Annotated in this window: 17 protein-coding genes and 4 pseudogenes; 4 read left to right on the top strand and 17 right to left on the bottom strand. The window is 35.1% G+C overall.

Annotation, left to right across the window (positions count from 1 at the left end; translation table 11 throughout):
• Positions 1 to 28 precede the first annotated feature (28 nt).
• The 5 genes from LAV82_RS30220 to LAV82_RS30200 form a co-directional block, all read right to left on the bottom strand.
• Positions 29 to 469, bottom strand: coding sequence for a DMT family transporter (locus LAV82_RS30220; protein ID WP_211079999.1), 441 nt, complete (start codon positions 467 to 469; stop codon positions 29 to 31).
• Between the two features lie 669 nt (positions 470 to 1138).
• Positions 1139 to 1702: a methyltransferase family protein gene (locus LAV82_RS30215; protein WP_211080000.1), complete on the bottom strand. Its 564-nt coding sequence runs from the start codon at positions 1700 to 1702 to the stop codon at positions 1139 to 1141.
• 104 nt (positions 1703 to 1806) lie between these two features.
• On the bottom strand, positions 1807 to 3423 hold the full coding sequence (locus LAV82_RS30210; protein ID WP_499717554.1) for an FAD-dependent oxidoreductase: 1617 nt from the start codon (positions 3421 to 3423) through the stop codon (positions 1807 to 1809).
• Positions 3424 to 4135: 712 nt separating this feature from the next.
• Positions 4136 to 4696, bottom strand: coding sequence for a cysteine dioxygenase (locus tag LAV82_RS30205; RefSeq protein WP_499717553.1), 561 nt, complete (start codon positions 4694 to 4696; stop codon positions 4136 to 4138).
• A 50-nt stretch (positions 4697 to 4746) separates the two neighbouring features.
• Complete coding sequence (locus LAV82_RS30200) at positions 4747 to 5676, bottom strand: DMT family transporter (protein WP_499717552.1); 930 nt, start codon at positions 5674 to 5676, stop codon at positions 4747 to 4749.
• Positions 5677 to 6065: 389 nt separating this feature from the next.
• Here LAV82_RS30200 and LAV82_RS30195 point away from each other — a divergent pair, with 389 nt between their 5' ends.
• Positions 6066 to 6581 (top strand): DinB family protein, encoded by a 516-nt coding sequence (locus LAV82_RS30195; protein ID WP_499717551.1) that lies wholly within the window; start codon positions 6066 to 6068, stop codon positions 6579 to 6581.
• A gap of 340 nt (positions 6582 to 6921) precedes the next feature.
• On the opposite strand, the pseudogene LAV82_RS30190 reads toward LAV82_RS30195, so the two are convergent.
• The 4 genes and pseudogenes from LAV82_RS30190 to LAV82_RS30175 all read right to left on the bottom strand — a co-directional run bounded on the left by LAV82_RS30190 (position 6922) and on the right by LAV82_RS30175 (position 9684).
• A pseudogene (locus LAV82_RS30190) lies at positions 6922 to 7587 on the bottom strand (restriction endonuclease).
• Complete coding sequence (locus LAV82_RS30185) at positions 7580 to 8569, bottom strand: toprim domain-containing protein (protein ID WP_499717550.1); 990 nt, start codon at positions 8567 to 8569, stop codon at positions 7580 to 7582. The pseudogene LAV82_RS30190 and the gene LAV82_RS30185 overlap by 8 nt, the downstream one beginning before the upstream one ends.
• A gap of 83 nt (positions 8570 to 8652) precedes the next feature.
• On the bottom strand, positions 8653 to 9108 hold the full coding sequence (locus tag LAV82_RS30180; protein ID WP_499717549.1) for a guided entry of tail-anchored proteins factor 1: 456 nt from the start codon (positions 9106 to 9108) through the stop codon (positions 8653 to 8655).
• 105 nt (positions 9109 to 9213) lie between these two features.
• Positions 9214 to 9684 carry a hypothetical protein gene (locus tag LAV82_RS30175; protein WP_499717548.1) on the bottom strand — a complete coding sequence of 157 codons (471 nt, stop codon included), beginning with the start codon at positions 9682 to 9684 and terminating at the stop codon, positions 9214 to 9216.
• Between the two features lie 198 nt (positions 9685 to 9882).
• Between LAV82_RS30175 and LAV82_RS30170 the strand changes: the two genes are divergently transcribed.
• Complete coding sequence (locus LAV82_RS30170) at positions 9883 to 10038, top strand: hypothetical protein (protein WP_211080009.1); 156 nt, start codon at positions 9883 to 9885, stop codon at positions 10036 to 10038.
• A gap of 468 nt (positions 10039 to 10506) precedes the next feature.
• On the opposite strand, the pseudogene LAV82_RS30165 reads toward LAV82_RS30170, so the two are convergent.
• From LAV82_RS30165 to LAV82_RS30130, 8 genes and pseudogenes are all read right to left on the bottom strand, one after another.
• Positions 10507 to 11418, bottom strand: a pseudogene (locus tag LAV82_RS30165) (ImmA/IrrE family metallo-endopeptidase); the annotation flags it as partial.
• 61 nt (positions 11419 to 11479) lie between these two features.
• Positions 11480 to 11752, bottom strand: a complete 273-nt coding sequence (locus LAV82_RS30160) for a hypothetical protein (RefSeq protein ID WP_499717547.1) — start codon at positions 11750 to 11752, stop codon at positions 11480 to 11482.
• A gap of 47 nt (positions 11753 to 11799) precedes the next feature.
• Positions 11800 to 12237 (bottom strand): hypothetical protein, encoded by a 438-nt coding sequence (locus LAV82_RS30155; protein WP_499717546.1) that lies wholly within the window; start codon positions 12235 to 12237, stop codon positions 11800 to 11802.
• A gap of 2 nt (positions 12238 to 12239) precedes the next feature.
• A pseudogene (mobP2, locus tag LAV82_RS30150) lies at positions 12240 to 13432 on the bottom strand (MobP2 family relaxase).
• 70 nt (positions 13433 to 13502) lie between these two features.
• Positions 13503 to 13781 (bottom strand): hypothetical protein, encoded by a 279-nt coding sequence (locus LAV82_RS30145; protein WP_499717545.1) that lies wholly within the window; start codon positions 13779 to 13781, stop codon positions 13503 to 13505.
• A complete protein-coding gene (locus LAV82_RS30140; protein WP_499717544.1) occupies positions 13778 to 14038 on the bottom strand; it encodes a hypothetical protein in 261 nt (86 codons plus the stop codon). The genes LAV82_RS30145 and LAV82_RS30140 overlap by 4 nt, the downstream gene beginning before the upstream one ends.
• 259 nt (positions 14039 to 14297) lie before the next feature.
• The gene (locus LAV82_RS30135; RefSeq protein ID WP_499717543.1) at positions 14298 to 15185 is read right to left on the bottom strand and encodes a hypothetical protein; all 888 of its coding nucleotides are present in this window, start codon (positions 15183 to 15185) and stop codon (positions 14298 to 14300) included.
• A 10-nt stretch (positions 15186 to 15195) separates the two neighbouring features.
• Positions 15196 to 15399, bottom strand: coding sequence for a hypothetical protein (locus tag LAV82_RS30130; RefSeq protein WP_274609637.1), 204 nt, complete (start codon positions 15397 to 15399; stop codon positions 15196 to 15198).
• A 534-nt stretch (positions 15400 to 15933) separates the two neighbouring features.
• On the opposite strand from LAV82_RS30130, the gene LAV82_RS30125 reads away from it, so the two are divergent.
• Positions 15934 to 16500 carry a hypothetical protein gene (locus LAV82_RS30125; RefSeq protein ID WP_053488385.1) on the top strand — a complete coding sequence of 189 codons (567 nt, stop codon included), beginning with the start codon at positions 15934 to 15936 and terminating at the stop codon, positions 16498 to 16500.
• Between the two features lie 523 nt (positions 16501 to 17023).
• Positions 17024 to 17334, top strand: a pseudogene (locus LAV82_RS30120) (replication protein); the annotation flags it as partial.

Raw genomic sequence — 17334 nt, 5'->3', positions numbered from 1 at the left:
TAACTGTTTTCTTTTATATTATTACATTTTAAAATTTTTGAATGATAATAACTCCGACAATGATTAAAACTACTCCTATTACTCTAGGAATGCTTAAAGAGTGCACATGCACTCCTATTAATCCAAAATGGTCAATTAAAGTAGAAGCAACCATTTGACCTGCAAGAATATAAGCAACTGTAGCAGTAGCTCCTAGACGAGGTATAAGTACAATAGAAGCAACTACATAAAAAGCTCCTAAAAGGCCTCCGGTCCATACCCACCACGGTGCTGCGAACCATTCTTTGTTTACACTCATACCTTTTCCAAACAAAGATATAATAAGCAAAACAATTGCACCAACTATAAAAGAAATAGTCGAAGCAATGATAGGGGAATGTACGACAGATCTCAATTGAGCATTGACACTAAATTGAGTAGGTAAAGCCATGCCAGCTAATATTGCAAATATAATTAAAAAAATTATCATTATATTCCTCCCACACCTCTTTTATATTCAACAGAGCTGATTGCTACTGAGAATTGCTACTATTTATCCTATGTTTAATCTGTAAATAAACGTAAATTATTAATGTCTATTTCAGTATTTAAGACATCTCTTCATTAAGAATTTTATTTACTTCTTCAATAATTTTAAAATAGGATGGTTAGCTATACCTCATTACTTGTCTGGCAATGTTCATTTATTCAACAAATAAAGTATACGGTTACTATTTCAACAAACAAAAAGCGCATTCCTATGTTGATTTATAGAAATGCAGCTTTTTAAGTTGTTATTTTATGTTGTTATAATTAAACTTTTGAAATGTATCAATTGATGAAAGCAATTCTTTTAAATCATCAACTGCATGCTGATCAGTAAAATCCTGTCCCAAAAAAACAGCCTTTTTCCAAAACCCACGTTAAGACATTTTTAGAAACAAAACCTTGATTTATCTATGCTGAGTAGAAGAATTAGGGTTTTATTTTGCCTTCTTATTTTCAAACTTTCAGATCCTCAAATACTATCATCTTAAACTAAAGCACCCGTTTGGTTAAGTACATCTTTCTACATTCTTTATTTTGTTGACTATGTTAATCTTCCACTTTTACTTTTAGTATGTATGAAAGACGTATCCTTTTCCATCAACAACTAATGCTAAAGGTATTTACGAACTTTTTTACAGTACACTTCGTATTCTTCACCGTAAATCTTTTTCAAGGATTTTTCTTCAAGTTGAACCTGACGATTAAAAAGCCAAACTCCAGCAAATACGTACAATAATAATATCCAGTTTGGTAAAATCAAGAATGTCCCTATCAAAACAAATCCAAAAGCTGTATAAATGGGATTACGGCTAATTGCAAAAACACCTGTTGTTATAAGTTCACCTGGTTTTTCTTCATCAATTCCAACTCTAAAACTTTCCCCAAATGAAATTATGCTTAACGAGAATAATACTAAGCCCATCGTGCATAAAACTACCCCTATCCAACTAAAGATTTCATTGCTAAATAGTTTGGTACCTAGTTTTGGCAAATCAAAAACACTAGAGAAAATAAGATAAAAAAACAGTAATGTAAATGGGATAATAAAGAAATCTTTTTTATCTAGCTCACCAAATTTAAAAGCTTTAATTTCTTTTTTTTTCAACTGTTTAGCACGAATTATAACCATTATTATTATTAAAAGTAATGATATGACTGCAAAATATCCTTGCATAACTCTCCCCCATTATTATTTATCCTATATTCTCTTTAATATTTATTACCCATTTATTATATATAAGGATTTTAACCAATTCTAAATCAGGCGTATTAGTTTATTTACCATAGTATGCTAGTCATGACCTGTTTAAGAAGTAGATGAGGATTTGATTCTCCCTCTTTTGTACGCCACGCTACAAAACCGTCTGGTCTTATCAATACAGCTCCTTGAGAGGTAACATCGTACAATTCTTCCCAGCTATCCTCACACTCAACACAATCTCCTTGTGAACCGATGCCATAAACATTAATAGGGACACCTAAGTGAGAAGATACATTCCGGGCAGAAGTACGCCAAAGGCTACTATCTTCTCCCGTAAATAAGACGAAATTTTCACCTATTAAATCTAAGGTGGATATACACTTATCTTGATACTTCAACCACATATGTGGAGCACGTGTGCCTGGTCTTCCTTTTAGTTCTAATTGATCCATTCGATGTGTTGTATCAGAGTTTTCCTTGATAATGGCTGTTGAGTTATATTTATACCCTACGGTAACTGCAGTATGGTCCATATTATTGAGAGTGCTTACACCTTTATTTATAATACTAAATAACAAATTACTGGCATATTTCGTTGTTACTTCTACAGCATAGTGTCTTTCATCATGATAAGTTTGGAGCAATCGTGGATGAGCTTGTTTATGTATCACTGCAGCCAGCTTCCAAGCTAAATTATGAGCATCTTGAATACCTGTATTCGAACCAAATCCTCCGGTAGGTGGCATAAGATGAGCTGCGTCTCCAATTAGGAAGACTCGATTATCTTGAAAACGAGTGGCTGTCTGTTCTGCAGCTGCCCAAGGTAAAATACTGAAGATGAAAATATCAAGATTTGAAACTCCTATAGCTTTTTTTATAATCTCACAGCATCGCTCTTCAGAAAAATCTTCCGGACTTTCCCCGTGTGAGGGGTTATAAGCCACGTGGTAAATCCATTCATCACGATTATTAACAGTGATAAGCGCACCAAATACTTTCGGATTTAGGATTTGAATCCAACCAAACTGGCTGCCTTTCAGAAAATGACTTAGATCAGCCTGAAAATAGATGTTAATATAATGTCCACCGATGACGCCTCTTCCTGTAGTTGGAATTTTTGTGTGTTGACGAATTGTGCTTTTAGCGCCATCTGCCGCAATTAAATAATCACTTCGAATCGTTTCCCTCGTTCCTGTCGCTCGATTCATTATAGTGGCTGTTACCCCTAAATCGTCTTGTTGATACGATATAAGTTCAGTATTATAGCGTATATGGCCCTTTGCTTCTTTAGCAGCTTGAAGAAGGATAGGTTCTAGTTCCATTTGATAACAAGATGCTGGCTTTGAAGGGCTAACCTTTTCAAAACTTTCTATTCTCTCTTTGTCAATAGCCCTTTGGGAGTTCTCCGCAGTTTCTAATTTCTCGAGGTCCATGCTTTTGATTGTCTCTACAGCAATCCTTCCACGAATATTATCTAACGGTTCACTAGCAGTACGGATAGCTGCCTCTAGTCCAAGTTGTCGAAATATTTCCATAGTACGAAATGTAATCCCTCCGGCTTTTGGATGCATAGCTGTTCCAGCGTGTTTTTCAATGAGTAAATAATCAACGTTGTGACGTGCTAAAAAAAGAGCAGAGGTGAGTCCACTAAGACCTCCCCCCACTATTAAAACAGGAACATGTTTGTGTGTCATAGAAATTTTCCTTTCAATTTTATATTTACCCATGGGCATTACTGAATTCAGTAATCAAACTATAATATATAAAAAAATGAAATTGTAGACTTTTTTTAGGTTAAGTTTTATAATGATAATAGAGTACGCCCCAAATAAGGGGCGTTTTTTTTGCTATAACTTTTAAAAGAATACTTATCAATGTTAATGGAAACAACAGACACCTCCTGACTTTATACATGTATTCCATTCTGTATTATCTTACTGTCTGTATCCTTATATTTTATACATGTTAAGTTCTCATAATGGATTCTATCGGTATGAAATAGAAAAGACCCCTTTTAGTTTTAATATTAAGTAACCGTTTTCATTTTCTGCTTTCTCAAAATGATTTGATAGGTTATAATAAATATCTACAAAAATATTAAATGATATGTAAGTAACAAGCAATTACACCCTTAATATTTAGCTAAAAGAAAAGCCCACCTCTGACAAATCAGGTGGGTTTTTCTTTTTTAGATATATATGATACACATCCTTAGTTAACATAAAACCAGTTATCGTGTGTTAACCCCCACATGATGTCCGGATAAATTAACAATTTCTATTCATAGTTTTCTTACTAAGGCAGCTGAACAACTGTAAGGGAGAAAATTTCATAATGTACTTCCTTTGGCTGGACTTACTATCTGTTTCTTTTTAGCATTAGAAATATTCAAAAGGTCAACAAACATCATTCTCCCTTCTTTAATTGAATCTCTCTTACCTTTTGACGAAGATGTTCTGGCCACCATGCTCCACAATCATCCGATACAATGCAAGCAGCGCATGTTTTTAAATCATAAACCATCATTTCTTTAATAGGTGGAGAGTAGAGGTGAAGAGTGACGAGACTCGTACCTTCTGCACTATTCATCTTGTGAACGCCCTTCTTAGGAGCAAAAAAAATTCTTCCTTCCCCCTGATACTGGGAAAACAGCTCTTTAGGCATTTGGTTTTCTTTCACTTCGTAAACGGTATTTATAGCTGTGCCATTCACTACTTGGATCCATCCATATGAATGACCGTGATTGTGAGGAGCACACTCTATTCCGGACCAAATCATAACAAGTAATTCTATTTCGTCATTTTGGTAGAGAAGCTTTCTATAATATGGCTTATCTTCTGCCGACTGCAATAGAGGTTTTAACTCATCAAGATTTATATCTAAAGCCAAAAGGGCTTCTTTCAATTCCAATTTGGTAGGAGAATTTAATTTATCTAAAATAGGCTTTACTTGTTCACTTAAGCTCATACAAACATTACCTCCCCATGAGTAGATCAAATTTGGTGGTTTCAACATAGTTATAAATTCTTGTTTCTCCATGGTAAGTACCTTAAAAAGGTTAGTAGTCTTCCATTAACTAAAATAACTCCGATTATAATTATGATGCCTCCTAATATGCTTACGGGGATAATCTTTTCCTGTAGTAGTAGAATAGCTGTTACCAATGTTGCTACTGGTTCTAAATAAAGGAACATAGATACTTGGGACGCTTCTAAAATTTCTAATGCCTTTGCCCAGTACCAATAGGCAACACCTGAAACGAATACACCGAGAAATAATAAATGAGCCCACTCCACGTTTGTTAAAAAAGGCATCATCTCCCATCCTTTATTCCTTACGAGAAAGGGAGTCGTTAGAATAAATCCTATTAAACACATATAAAACGTAACAACAAGAGAGGGAAGTTGGATATGTAACCTTTTTAATAGGACAGAATAGATGGCCCAGTTTAACGTACTTAAAATCATTAATAGGTAACCAACATTGATTGAGAGCTGAAAGGACTGCTGATTGTTAGAAGTAGTCACCAGTAGAACTCCAATGATGGCTACAATCATCCCTGATGCTTTTAATACGGTCATCTTTTCATGCAAAAAGAATACTGAGAGAATGACTGTAAATACAGGAGAAAACGAAATAATCCACCCTGCTGCAGAAGCATTTATTGTGAGAAGTGCTGTTGCCTGAATCACTTGGTGAACAAACACCCCAAGGATACCTAACACAATCAGATGAGGAATATACTTAAGTGGAATGTTTAATGGATATCGCTTTAGCACTAATAATACCAATAAAAAAAGTGCCCCAATACCAAAACGAAGAACAAGGAGTGTATATGGATCAAGCTTATCTAAGACAGCTTTGGTAGAGACAAAAGAGATCCCCCAAAAACTAATAGACATTAGTGCATATAACGAGGCAGCAAATTTAATCTTTGACGCAATCATAGGCGGAATTTTCCTTTCAACAGTAAAGGTATCTTCTATTAACTAACATATGCCTTTCCTAAAAGAAAATGAAAAAATTCATTCCAATTTTAAAAAAATGTTGGAAACTCTAGCATTTCCCATAGTTATAATCTTCTTTTAACCTTCTTTATAGAAAAGATTGCAATTTTTCTACAAAATATATAATAAGTAACACTATTTTATATAACGTACTTATAGTTATTGCTTTATAATTAAGTCTATTTGAGGTTTAACATATTTCATATTACGTGAACAAAAAAAACTTTAAACAAAAGGTCTGGAGGATATTTTTATAGAAGTATAGTTAAGTTGACTACCGATACCTTGTGTAATATCAAGAATGAATAGGGAAATAGGGGGGATTTCAAATGTCACATTACTCATTAAAATTGTACGACTACCATGTATGGGCAAACCAAAAAATTTTCGACCGATTAAAAGAACTTTCTAAGGGTATTTACGAAAAGGAAATTCAGAGCGTTTTTCCTTCTATATCAAAGGTAATAGCGCACATTTATGTCTCTGACAACATATGGTTAGATTTTATTTCTGGTGAAAAATTTGATGAAGTATATGCGTCGGCTGATCAATTGAGAGAACAGATGGAAACGAAAAGAATCGAGGAAGTAGAAACGATGTTTTTCGATTTATCTGACCGGTACAAAGCGTTTCTCGATCGTCAAGAAGATATGGAAACGGCCTTAGTGCTTGAAACTTCATTTGCTGGACGACTCGAAACCCGTTTATCTGACTTAGTACAACATGTTGTCAATCATGGAACATATCATCGTGGCAATATCACAGCTATGCTACGGCAATTGGGCCATCCTGGTGTTATGACTGATTACGTTTTATATTTATATGAAAGGGATATGCAAGGGTAGTTTCTACTCTATCTAAAAGGGGTATTGTCAGGAAATGTGGATTTACAACGTTAAGGGAATTCTAATATTAAAAGGTCCAATTCCTAAGTATTAAACTAGAAAAATTGGGCTTTTTTTCGTTCCTCCATTTTTATATTTTTATAAGAAACGAGAAAGCACCTTTCGTGCAAATAAAAAGGTGCTTTCTCGCCACAATCATTTATAAATAAAAAACTAGTTAATCAAAGACTTTAACATGCAGAGAAACGCTCTCTGACGTAATTAACTTTTGTTTTGCATATAACTTCTCCATTCAATACAAATTTCAGTACCTATTTAGAGCAAGAAAAAACAGACCTTACTATACTGAAGGTCTGCTCTTACTTACTTCCTTATTAATTTTTTCCGTATGACGACAAGAAGGGAAAGAGGAACAGCCAAAAAAGCGAGTACCATTCCCATCTCGTACGACTAGATCTTGCCCACACTTTGGACATTTACGAGGTTTTGGTGTGATATTTCCAAATATTTACTATTCCTTAAAAACGGGATTTACCTCATTAATAAACTTTTGAAGATCCGCCCGATCCACTAAGGTCACATCACATGCAGCTGCAAGCTCTTTGGCTTGTTTCGTGAAATAACTATTGGTCACGACCCACGCTTGATTCGCTTTATAATAAGCTTTTGCTGCGTATACTTCTTGTACGGCTGAAAGACTAACCCTATTTTTAGCACTATACCTTTTAGCCTGAATGACAATTTTCTCTTTTCCTTTCATCACCAAGTCAGCCCCAAAGTCACCAGATGATGGTGTTACTTGTATCTTGTATCCTAACTGTTGGAAAAGAGCCTGCAAATAAAATTCAAACTGCCTCCCATCCATTTTATCAATATAGGGCATGCCTGTTTGGGCTAGCTCTTTCATATACCTCCGTTCGCGAATGACACGGTAAGCAAATTGAGATATCTTAAATAAAATGATAAGTAGAAAAAGATAAAATACAGGTTGAAACACTTTATCCATTCATTGAAAGCTCCTGTTCAGTTTGTTTATTCCGAAGACGTGATGCCACAGGTTGAATGGTTTTTCCATTCTTCTTCAATTCTTCGTTCCAGTCTTTCGCTCCCTTTGGAATATCTGTTCTTATTAAATCAGCATTAACGATTTGGTTTATTTTGTAAATAAATTCTTTTCCACCTTGGTCATTATCGACAGCTAACACCATTTCTTTGATGTTTAAGCCTTCTTTTCGAGCTTCGATATAAGACTGAGCAACGGTTTTAGGCTTTAACCCATTCATACTAATAAAGCGTGTGTTCTGCAATTTGGTTTCTTGTATACTCCAATAAGAAAGTAGATCAATTGGGCTTTCAAAGAAATGAATCTTGTTTGGGCGACCAACGTCAATTGAAAAGCCGGTATGAGGATTATCGTTAGGTAAGACTTGTTTAAAAGAACCTCGTTTATTTTTTATTGAAGCTGTTCCTTGCCGATTCGCCCCAATCACTTTTCCTTTACCTCCATATTCACGCCATTTAAACACCACATTGTTCCGTTTGTCCTGGGCAATTAAATCTTTTTGAAGAAGCCAGTCAACTAACCGAGAATCTATTTTACGTTCTTTTATGAGATAATCTTTTATTTTGCTTTGATCCTTTACTTCTAACTCTTTTGGGTAGCGAAAAGGCTCTTTTGATGGTGAAACTGACGGTTGCTCTTGTGACGGAGAAAGCTCTTTATAATCACCTTTGTTGATATCTAATACGGCTTGAGGAAACGACATCCCATAATACAGTCGAGCGAAACTGATTGCCCCATATCCTGTTTCATTCCGGCTGTTCCAAGCGTACATATTTCCTTTGATAAGTAAGCTATCATGTTCCGTATGACGATAATAGTTTCCTTCTTTTACAAAGGTTTCGCCTTTGGCTTCCAGATACGACAATAAATCAATATCTCTTGCTTTCATAACCTCCTCCTCCTTGACATGTTTTCGTTCTCCCATCTAATCCAATCCCTCCCTCACTTCACCCTATGCAAAAAGGGAGCTTTTCAGCCCCCTCATTCTTTTCCAATCTTTGGTCATTTTTAACGTTCTATTTCTTGTTGTTCTTGCCGTTTCTTTGAAGAAAATGCTCCATTATTCCGTGCAAAAAACTTTGTGAATCCATTTTGTGATTTCTCTTCTTTTTTCTGCTTGTCGTGATCCTTTTTCTCTGTGTCCAAAGCCTTTTCGAGCTTCGTTAACTTCTCAAGTTGAGAATCAGTCAAATTGAGCTCTTTTAATTCTTGCAGCACTTCTTTTTTCCATTTGTACACCTTATCAAAGGAATGCTTTTGTTCAAATTCCTTCATTTTGGCCACACGCTGTTCTTTCTCTTGCGGTGTTTCTTGCTTGAGTTGCTTTTCGACAGGAGCCTCTTCTGCTTCAGCTTCCTTTTTCGCTTCTTTAGAAGAATCTTTTTCATCTGATATGCCTAATTGAGCTAACAAGCTTTGCTTAAACAGCTGCTTACACTGTGTTTCTTTACTAGGCTTCTGCATAACTTCTAGTACCTCTTATTTGTAATCTTCTTGATATCGGTCCTTCTCTTGTGCCTGTTTTCGTGCTTGAAACTGATGAGAAAGCTCATTCTCCATGCCTTTCAATTAGTCAGGGGTGAATGTATTTTCCTTTAAAGCACTTAATTTCAACATGACATAACCGTTTTCTGCATTCACACGGGCTAACATACTATCAATATCTTGAGTTTTCTCTTTGTCATGAGCCTGTAAAAACGTCATATAGCTTGTTTTGAGCTGCGTTTCTCGATCTTTCTCTAAAATAGGATTCACGTCATGACTTCTCAAAAAATCAAGTGTTGCTTCACTTTCATAGGCTTGTTTTTCCCCTCTCTCATCGGTGGAAACAAGCAAAACCTGCGGCTTTTCTTCCCCTATAGCTGATTGTGTTAAGTAAACAGCATCAGAAGGTATGCCTTGCAGCTGTTCACCACTAATATTGGCCCAACCTGCCTCGATCTTTTCATTTTGTGGGTGTTTCATGAGCTTTTTGAGTTCTCGTTTATCGGAAATAAGCTTGTTAAATTCTTCAATTGAAAGAGATGTAATTTTTTTCATTGTTTATTCCTCCAATTAATTTGGTTTTAAATATGAAAGAAAGGATTATTTATAAAAGAAAAAGCAGAGGAAGTAACAGGCTCTGCTTTTTAAATTTAATTTTGTCAGGTTAAAATCACTTCATTTTTTCCAGTATAAAATTGATCTCTTTACAGAAAATATCCTTATCTACGAATTATGAACAAGGAGGGGGAAAACTTGGGTAATAAAAATAACCCGTTAGTTGGTATTGGAATTCTTTCGATACTATTAACAACACTTTATACAGCCGTACTTGCATCACAATTGATGGCCACTAAACACAAGGTTGATTACCTTTATTTTAAAAATAAGTTCTCTGGAAATAAAAACTAGTTCTATTGAGACGGTGATTGGCCATCGTCTTTTTACTATTCTTTGTTTACACAATATTTATCTGATGTGTCGTCAAATATTTTTTCTATAATTTACCTTTCGAGTTCCTGTTCTTCTTTTTTCTTTTTGAAGGTGCCTGTACGTTTCTGAAATTGCATGTGATTACCCACTTAAACACGCTCTTGAAAAGTAAGAGATTGTTCCTGAACTTGACCATTGATGACTCCCTTCTCGTTTTTAGTGATATTCGAATCGATCTGATGTTCAAGTTTCACGACTTCCTCCTTTGTCATCCATCTATTTTTGATCGCTTGGGTTTTGGTTGAATAATATTTTTCTTCAGCCGTGACACAATCTAAAATGCTATCTACATTTTGTGCCGATTCCTGTTGCTGTTTTTGTTTATAATCTTCATATCCTTCTTTCTTTCATTTTCTCTTGTACATTTTCAGAGGAAAGAGGATCTGCCTGCTTCTGCTTTTCATTGCTCTTTTCTGATAACTGATTTTCTTCTCGTTCTTTGACTAAGGTATCTTCGATTGTTTCAATAAAACCAACTGATGTTTCATGCACTTCTTTTAATAGCTTTGTTTTTGTCTTCGAAGCTCTTTCCTTTCGTCCAGTGCGACAGGTAATCCAACGAGTAAGAAGTAGTGTCGATCCCAAAATAAGAGGAAACCGTATAAGCTGTCATTTCTGCCTGAAACTCTTTTTCTGCAGCCGTATAGTTTAGATGTGTATCTTTATTATGAAGTTTAGCGTGCGCTAACTCATGTAACAATGTCTTCACATTTTGACGTTCAGAGTTGCGGGGATTTAGCGCAGCTTCTTTTGTTAACGTGTAAGATAGCCCTTTGCGTTTCCTAGTTCTTCTTTAGGTGCAATGATAGAAATACCGTTCTTTTCAGCAATAGCTTCCATTCCTTTATAAAGTGCCTTGTAATCCTCTATATGGCCTTCTAACCAACGATTCGGAAAGATCTTAGGTAAATCACTCGCTTTTGCGTTCGTCTGGGCCACGTCGAAAACATGGCCGACTGAAAAGTACAGTCGGCCTTGAGTGACTTCTTTTTTCCCCTCTTGAATTAACTTCTGTTCTTGAAGAGTGCCTTTATTAATGGTCTTTAATTTCCCATTTTCATCTTTAAATTTTGGAACGGTTTTATTTGGTACAAGAATTTTAATACCCTTCTCTCCTTTATTAACAGAGAAGCCCTTGTCTTTCCAAAACTTAAATGAACCAATAGCTTGAGCACCAAAAAACTGTTCTGGAATCAGCGCTGTATTTGACATGGAGTATTGATAAAACTTGCCCATAAAAGATAAATAGTCTTTTAATTCTTCGGCAGAATGAAAGTGCTGCTCGACCTTTTTCTCCATCCCTTTCGTTAACTCTTCAACCTCTTTACGCTTATCTTCGACGGATTTCTTGGCATAGGTTTTACTCTTCTTCCTCCTCTTCTTGATAGGAGATCCCCCTAAGCTCTTCTAATTCTTGTTCATACCAAGGTTCTTCTAAATCCACAAAAAGCTTCTGTGTTTTAATATTCATGGGTACCAACATATTCTCCTGATGCACCACATATTGATGAAACTCCTTCGCTTCTTCTGGACTTAAATTCACCTCTACCTCTTTGTCTTGATACTGTACAATGACATGATCCTCTCCTACAGCTTTAATTGAAGCTAACACTAAATCTTTGTTAAAAAACATATTCCATTCCTCCTCTACATTTTTAAAACTATCTTTATATAAATCCATCAATGAGATGGTTGTTTCCCTCTCGAGTCTTCTGCATCAACCTTCTTTTGACGTTGATGAGCAATACGATTTTCGACAACTTCTCTTGCAATTCGTGTACTATCCATTTCCCTCATACTTGTCGTCATAAGTCCTTTAAATCCATGATGAGCAAATAATCCATTCATATACTCAATTAAAATTTGTGTGTTTTTATCCGCACTGTTTGCGCCAAGACGAATCTTTTTTAGTTCTTCTTTAATGACATCATGTAGGCTATTGCTGACGACTTCAGAAATATATTTCAATGACCATTCTTGCTCTTGAATCTTTCTATATTTCTCACAAATATCAATAATCGCTTCTGAAGCAAAACGAAGTTTATGTTCCTTCATATACTCTTGAATGTATGCCTCTGTTTCTTCATCCACTGTCACCTTATGTCTGTATTTCTCCATTTTTAATAACCCCTTTCGACTTCACGATTTTGTTCAATATCTTTTTGCAAACGCTCATAATGTTCTTGGTTTTTCCAACTTTCATATTCTGATTTAAAAGCACGTTCCATTTTCTTTAGCGAAACGTGTACAGATAGATGGTTAGCCGAATAGGACTTTTTCTTCGCCCTAGAAGAAGCTAATACTTTTTTGATATATGTTTGTTTTCGATCATACTCACGCATTTCACTTAAAAAAGCATTGCCCACTCGCTTATATAATTCATCTGTTTTGTTTTGCTTATAATGTTCGTACCGTTTCTTATCAAATGTCCATTCACCGTATGCCTTCCTTAACGCCTCTACCTCCTGATCCAATTTCTTATTAAACTGTTCAAACTCTTTTCCATGATACTTTTGAATATATTTTTCACTTAATGTATCAATCGAGGATCTTAAAGGCTTCAACGTGTTATAACTGTATTGCCACTGTCTCTTATCTTCTGGAAGATGATTATAGATGTGCAAGAAGAGTGGTTTAAGCTCTCGATTTCTCCACTTAAAAGAGGAATCCTGTTTCTTGCTGCCTACCATGTTTTTACGGATTAAATCATTTATTTCTTTTTGCTCCTGCCCACGTTCAAGAATCTGACTCACCACTTTTGATTTCATGGCATCTAACGTTTTGGGTTTTCTTTTGCCTCGCTCACGTGTAGGTTGTGGTTCTACTGTCGCAACATGAATATGAATGTTCTCAGTATTGTAGTGAATGGCAGCAGACCCAACAGCCGACTCATTTAACCTTTCCCTTTTAAGATTTCCTTCATAGACTGATGAGTAATGTCCATTAATTTTTCCCCATCCACTGTATGAGTATGAGCATCGTATAAACCATTTTCTTGGAGCCAAGGATTATGAAATGTAATGACATCTTGCCACATGATACTGTTATTTTTTCGTGCTATTTTAAATAAACCTTTCAATTCTTTTTTCTCATATTCATTTAACTGATTTGAGTGCTCTGTAAATAAAGAGGACGTCTTATCAGGGTTATTCATATAGTCTTGATAAAGAGAAAATAGTTTTTCATGTACCTCTTGATCTTTCTTTGCATCGTCACGATCAACGTACTCCACGTACTCTTGAAATGCTTTCTTATCAGACGTAACAAATTTCGTTTTAAGTACGACTCCTGGTGTAACAGAGGACGGATTCATTTTTCATATCCCTCCAATAGAGAAGCGAAAAGCTCCCCCCGTTTTGCTATGCTATAATCCTCAACTTCTTTTAAACTGTTCCTTGTAGATCGTTCAATATTTTGCTCCATATATAGCAACTCTTTTTAATATGAAGTCGTTCCCTCTGAAAAAGATCCTCTATATTTTGAGTAACATTCTTTACGATCTTTTTTATCGAATCATCCTTTCTCTTTTGCGCTTCCTCATACTCCTGACAGATACGAGAAATCGCATCACCTGTAAATGACAAGTGATGCTCCTTCATATAAGATTGGATATATTTTTTCACTTCAGGTGGTAACGATAATTTCATACGCTCTTTCATCATAATGGTTCATCTCCTCCCATCATTTCATGCATAATGTCATTCATATTTTCCATTGTTGTTGAGCACTGCCCCATCATTTGAAGAACTTTCTCTAGCATGTTGTCAAGTTGTAATTCCCTGTTGGTTTGTTCATGAAAAAAAGCCAGCGTTTCAAGCTGACCTTTTAAAAATTCCTGACGAGAAATCTTTTTTTCTTTTGCCTTTTCATCAATCTTTTTTATTGCGGTTGAACTTACATTTCGTATGATTATATCCACTACATTCGTTCCTTTCCCGTAATTTGTGGTTCTCCACTGAAAAAGAGAGAAGAGCATAAGGGGTTTTTGCCCCCACCATAGGTGTGGGGCTAGGCAGAGCCTAGCGAAACCGTGGGTACAAGAAAACCTGTTGAATGTGAACCTACTGTTGACCTAAACCCTGCCAAGTGAACCTACTGTTAACATAAAAAATCAGTGATGTGAACCTACTGTGAACCTCAAAAAAACACATGTTGACCTACTGTTAACATGTATTTTTTCACTTCATGGCTAAATCTTGTTGCTTTTCATTCAATTTTTGAAGCTTTTCTTGTAAACTTTTTTGTTCATCTTTATAGAGCTGAATGCTTGCATCACTCGATTGAATGGCATCCTTTTTCATCGCAATTTTTGATTCTGTATCAGCTTTTTCCTCTTCTACTTGATACTTCATATCACGTTGTAGCTCATTCATTTCTTGTTGGGTTTGACGTTTATGTTTGGCTTCTACCGTGATTGCTTTTTCATAGTTTTTCATTTTCTTTTTGACAAACTGTTTCTCTAAATCATTGACCAAAAGTGCATATTCTTGTTTGCTTTTTGTTTCTTTTCCTTCTTCACTTTTCGTTTTTCGTTGGTCAGAATAGAGTGTCGTAATTAACGCATGAGCATCTATTTCTTCTGTTGAATCTGTTTCTGAATCACTTGTTACGTCATCTACGTTTACCGTTTCTTTTTCTTCATGTTCTTGATAAAGATCAAAAGCTAGTGCCTCCCAATTTGGAGATAAATCATTGATCCTTACCACGTAATAGCCATCATCTTCATACAACAATTGAACAGGTAATTTTACGCTTGGATTCGCTTTTTCTTGTGCAACAAAACTTACTTCCTCTTCATCGGTTTGATCCATTTTGATCACCATATCCAGTGAGCTATCAGCCGGATGATACACACGATTTTCAATGGTTACGGTTCCTGTTATGTTAGAAGAAACCGCCTCATAGGTTTTGGTATGGTACAACGGATCTTCTGTTTTTAAGTAGAATTTTGATGTCAGTAAGGATAAAAAACCGATAAAGAAAAAGATTAAAACGGCTGTATACTTCCATGATCGATTGCGATTTAAATTGAACCGATAGTCTTCCAGTTGCTTTTTAAATGCCACCTAATCCACCTCATTTCATGATTTCTGTTTTCAATTCTTCGATACTATAAACCATCCATTTATTCTCTTCTTTTCGTAGAAAAACTTTAATAATGTCATGCGTCTGATCGTCGACGTTTTCATCTTTTATAACAAGATGATTTGTAAATTCAGCAATGACTTCGACCTCTTCTTGCCCTTGCGTTTTGAGTGTATCGGTTGTTACGCCTGACATCGGACCAACAGTCACTCCTACCTGTTCGAATGCCCATCTGACAAAACTTGAACTGCTATTAATTCATTGTTGTGTTATTCTCCCTATTTCTATAAAACAGCGATTGGTGTCATCAAAAACCTCAAGTTAACCTTTAGTCGCACTTGATGATCACTCTCCCCACCCCTAAAACACAAGTTCAACTAAAAAACACATAAGTTCACCATACATTCACCACGAAACACACCGATATTCACCCTAGTAGAACTTAAGTTAAACTAGAGTCGCAACAGTTCATAAAATAAACCATATATACAAACTCAAAACAGGAATTGTTGATTTTTTGTCGAAATCATATAAAATTAAATGAATAGATGACTGTGAATCGGGTGAATATTCATAAACCCAGCAGGTAAATAACAGTGATTTGATTGAACATAAGCAAATACCTTGAATGAACGACTGTGAACCGAATGAATCTTTATAAAATTCATATGTGAATGACTGTGAACTGAGTGAATGTACATAAAACACTAATAAATGGTGGTGGATTAAATGAATAATTCTGAAAGCGCAAATTTCATTGGTGTACCAGAAGCATCTGAATATACCAATATTCCTCCTGAAACATTAAAAAGATATCTAATTAATCATGAACAGTTTTTGAATTTCAAAAAAGAAGGTAGACGCTATAAAATAAGTATTGAATCACTAGATCTATTAAAGAAAATCCGTGAACTTTATAGTGAGGGATTATTAAAAGAAGATGTAAACGATAACTTGGCAAGTGATGGGCTTCCTATAACTATTACAGTCAAAAATCAAGAAGAGAAAGGTTCTATCTCTATAAACGAGGAGCTGAGTGAAATAAGAAAAATGTTACAACAACAAGAACAACAGATGACACAGCAAATGCAATTTAATCAAAAGTTAGTAGAAGAGTTACAGAAAGTTAGTCAAACCAACCAAGAATTAAAGCAAATGATAAACAGAAAAGATGCTGAGTTGATTGGAGAATTAAGAAAAGGATTATCAGAAAGTAAAAGAATGATTGAAGAAGCTTCTGCTAGTGCAGAGTTAGAAAAGAAAAAAACATGGTGGGAAAAATTAATGGGTAAATAATAAAAAGCTTCTACTAGGGATAGTAGAAGCTTTTTATTATTATAGTGTTATAATCCGATTATAAAATTTATTAATTATAACATATTTTTAATATATGAGGAAGGGTATTTTTTTGACCCTCCTCAATATATTAAAATGAATTGTATAATAAAACAAATTTATTATTAAGGAAAAACAGTTCAAAAGAATTCTTTTGAGATATATTACTAATTTTTATTGAATTATGAGATTAATTAACGCTATAATAAAACTAACAAAAATGACCGGAATAGAAAAAAGACTTCAACTGTTTAAGTAGTGCGACCAACACACTTAAACCGTTCCCCCTAACGCACTAGGGAAAACACTTGTCGAAGTCTCTTGTTAATAGAGTTAATTTTTCTATAAAATAAAACTTATGGTTTTATTTTATATGAAATTGACATCTATTTCAAGGGCTTAGTTCATCAAAATCAAGGCATTGTTTTCCTTTCTTCAGGGAAACAGTGTCTTTTTTGTGTTCCTTAAAGGAGACGATGAACAAATGACAAAAATATTAACCTGTTATCTAAAAGATGTAGATACCTTCAATGGGCGGTTCAAATGGTTATGGACCCACAAGTCCACACTTCGGACAAAGAAAGAAGAGTTTTTAGAAAGTCTTCGTACCCACTTTAAACAACATCAATCAGCCATACATAAAGAATTTCCTAAAAAAAGAATGGAAATGCTTGATCACGTCATCTATAACCTAATGGCTACGGGCATTCAAGCGATACGTTCTGAAACACTTATGAAGAAATTTAATGTGTCCAAAAGCACGGTTTCTCGTTTTGTACGCTCGTTAAAGGCGAC

Origin of the sequence: Bacillus sp. ILBB4 (assembly GCF_035064545.1) — a bacterium.
Lineage (GTDB): Bacteria > Bacillota > Bacilli > Bacillales > Bacillaceae_H > Priestia.
This window is presented reverse-complemented; position numbering and strand designations above follow the sequence as displayed.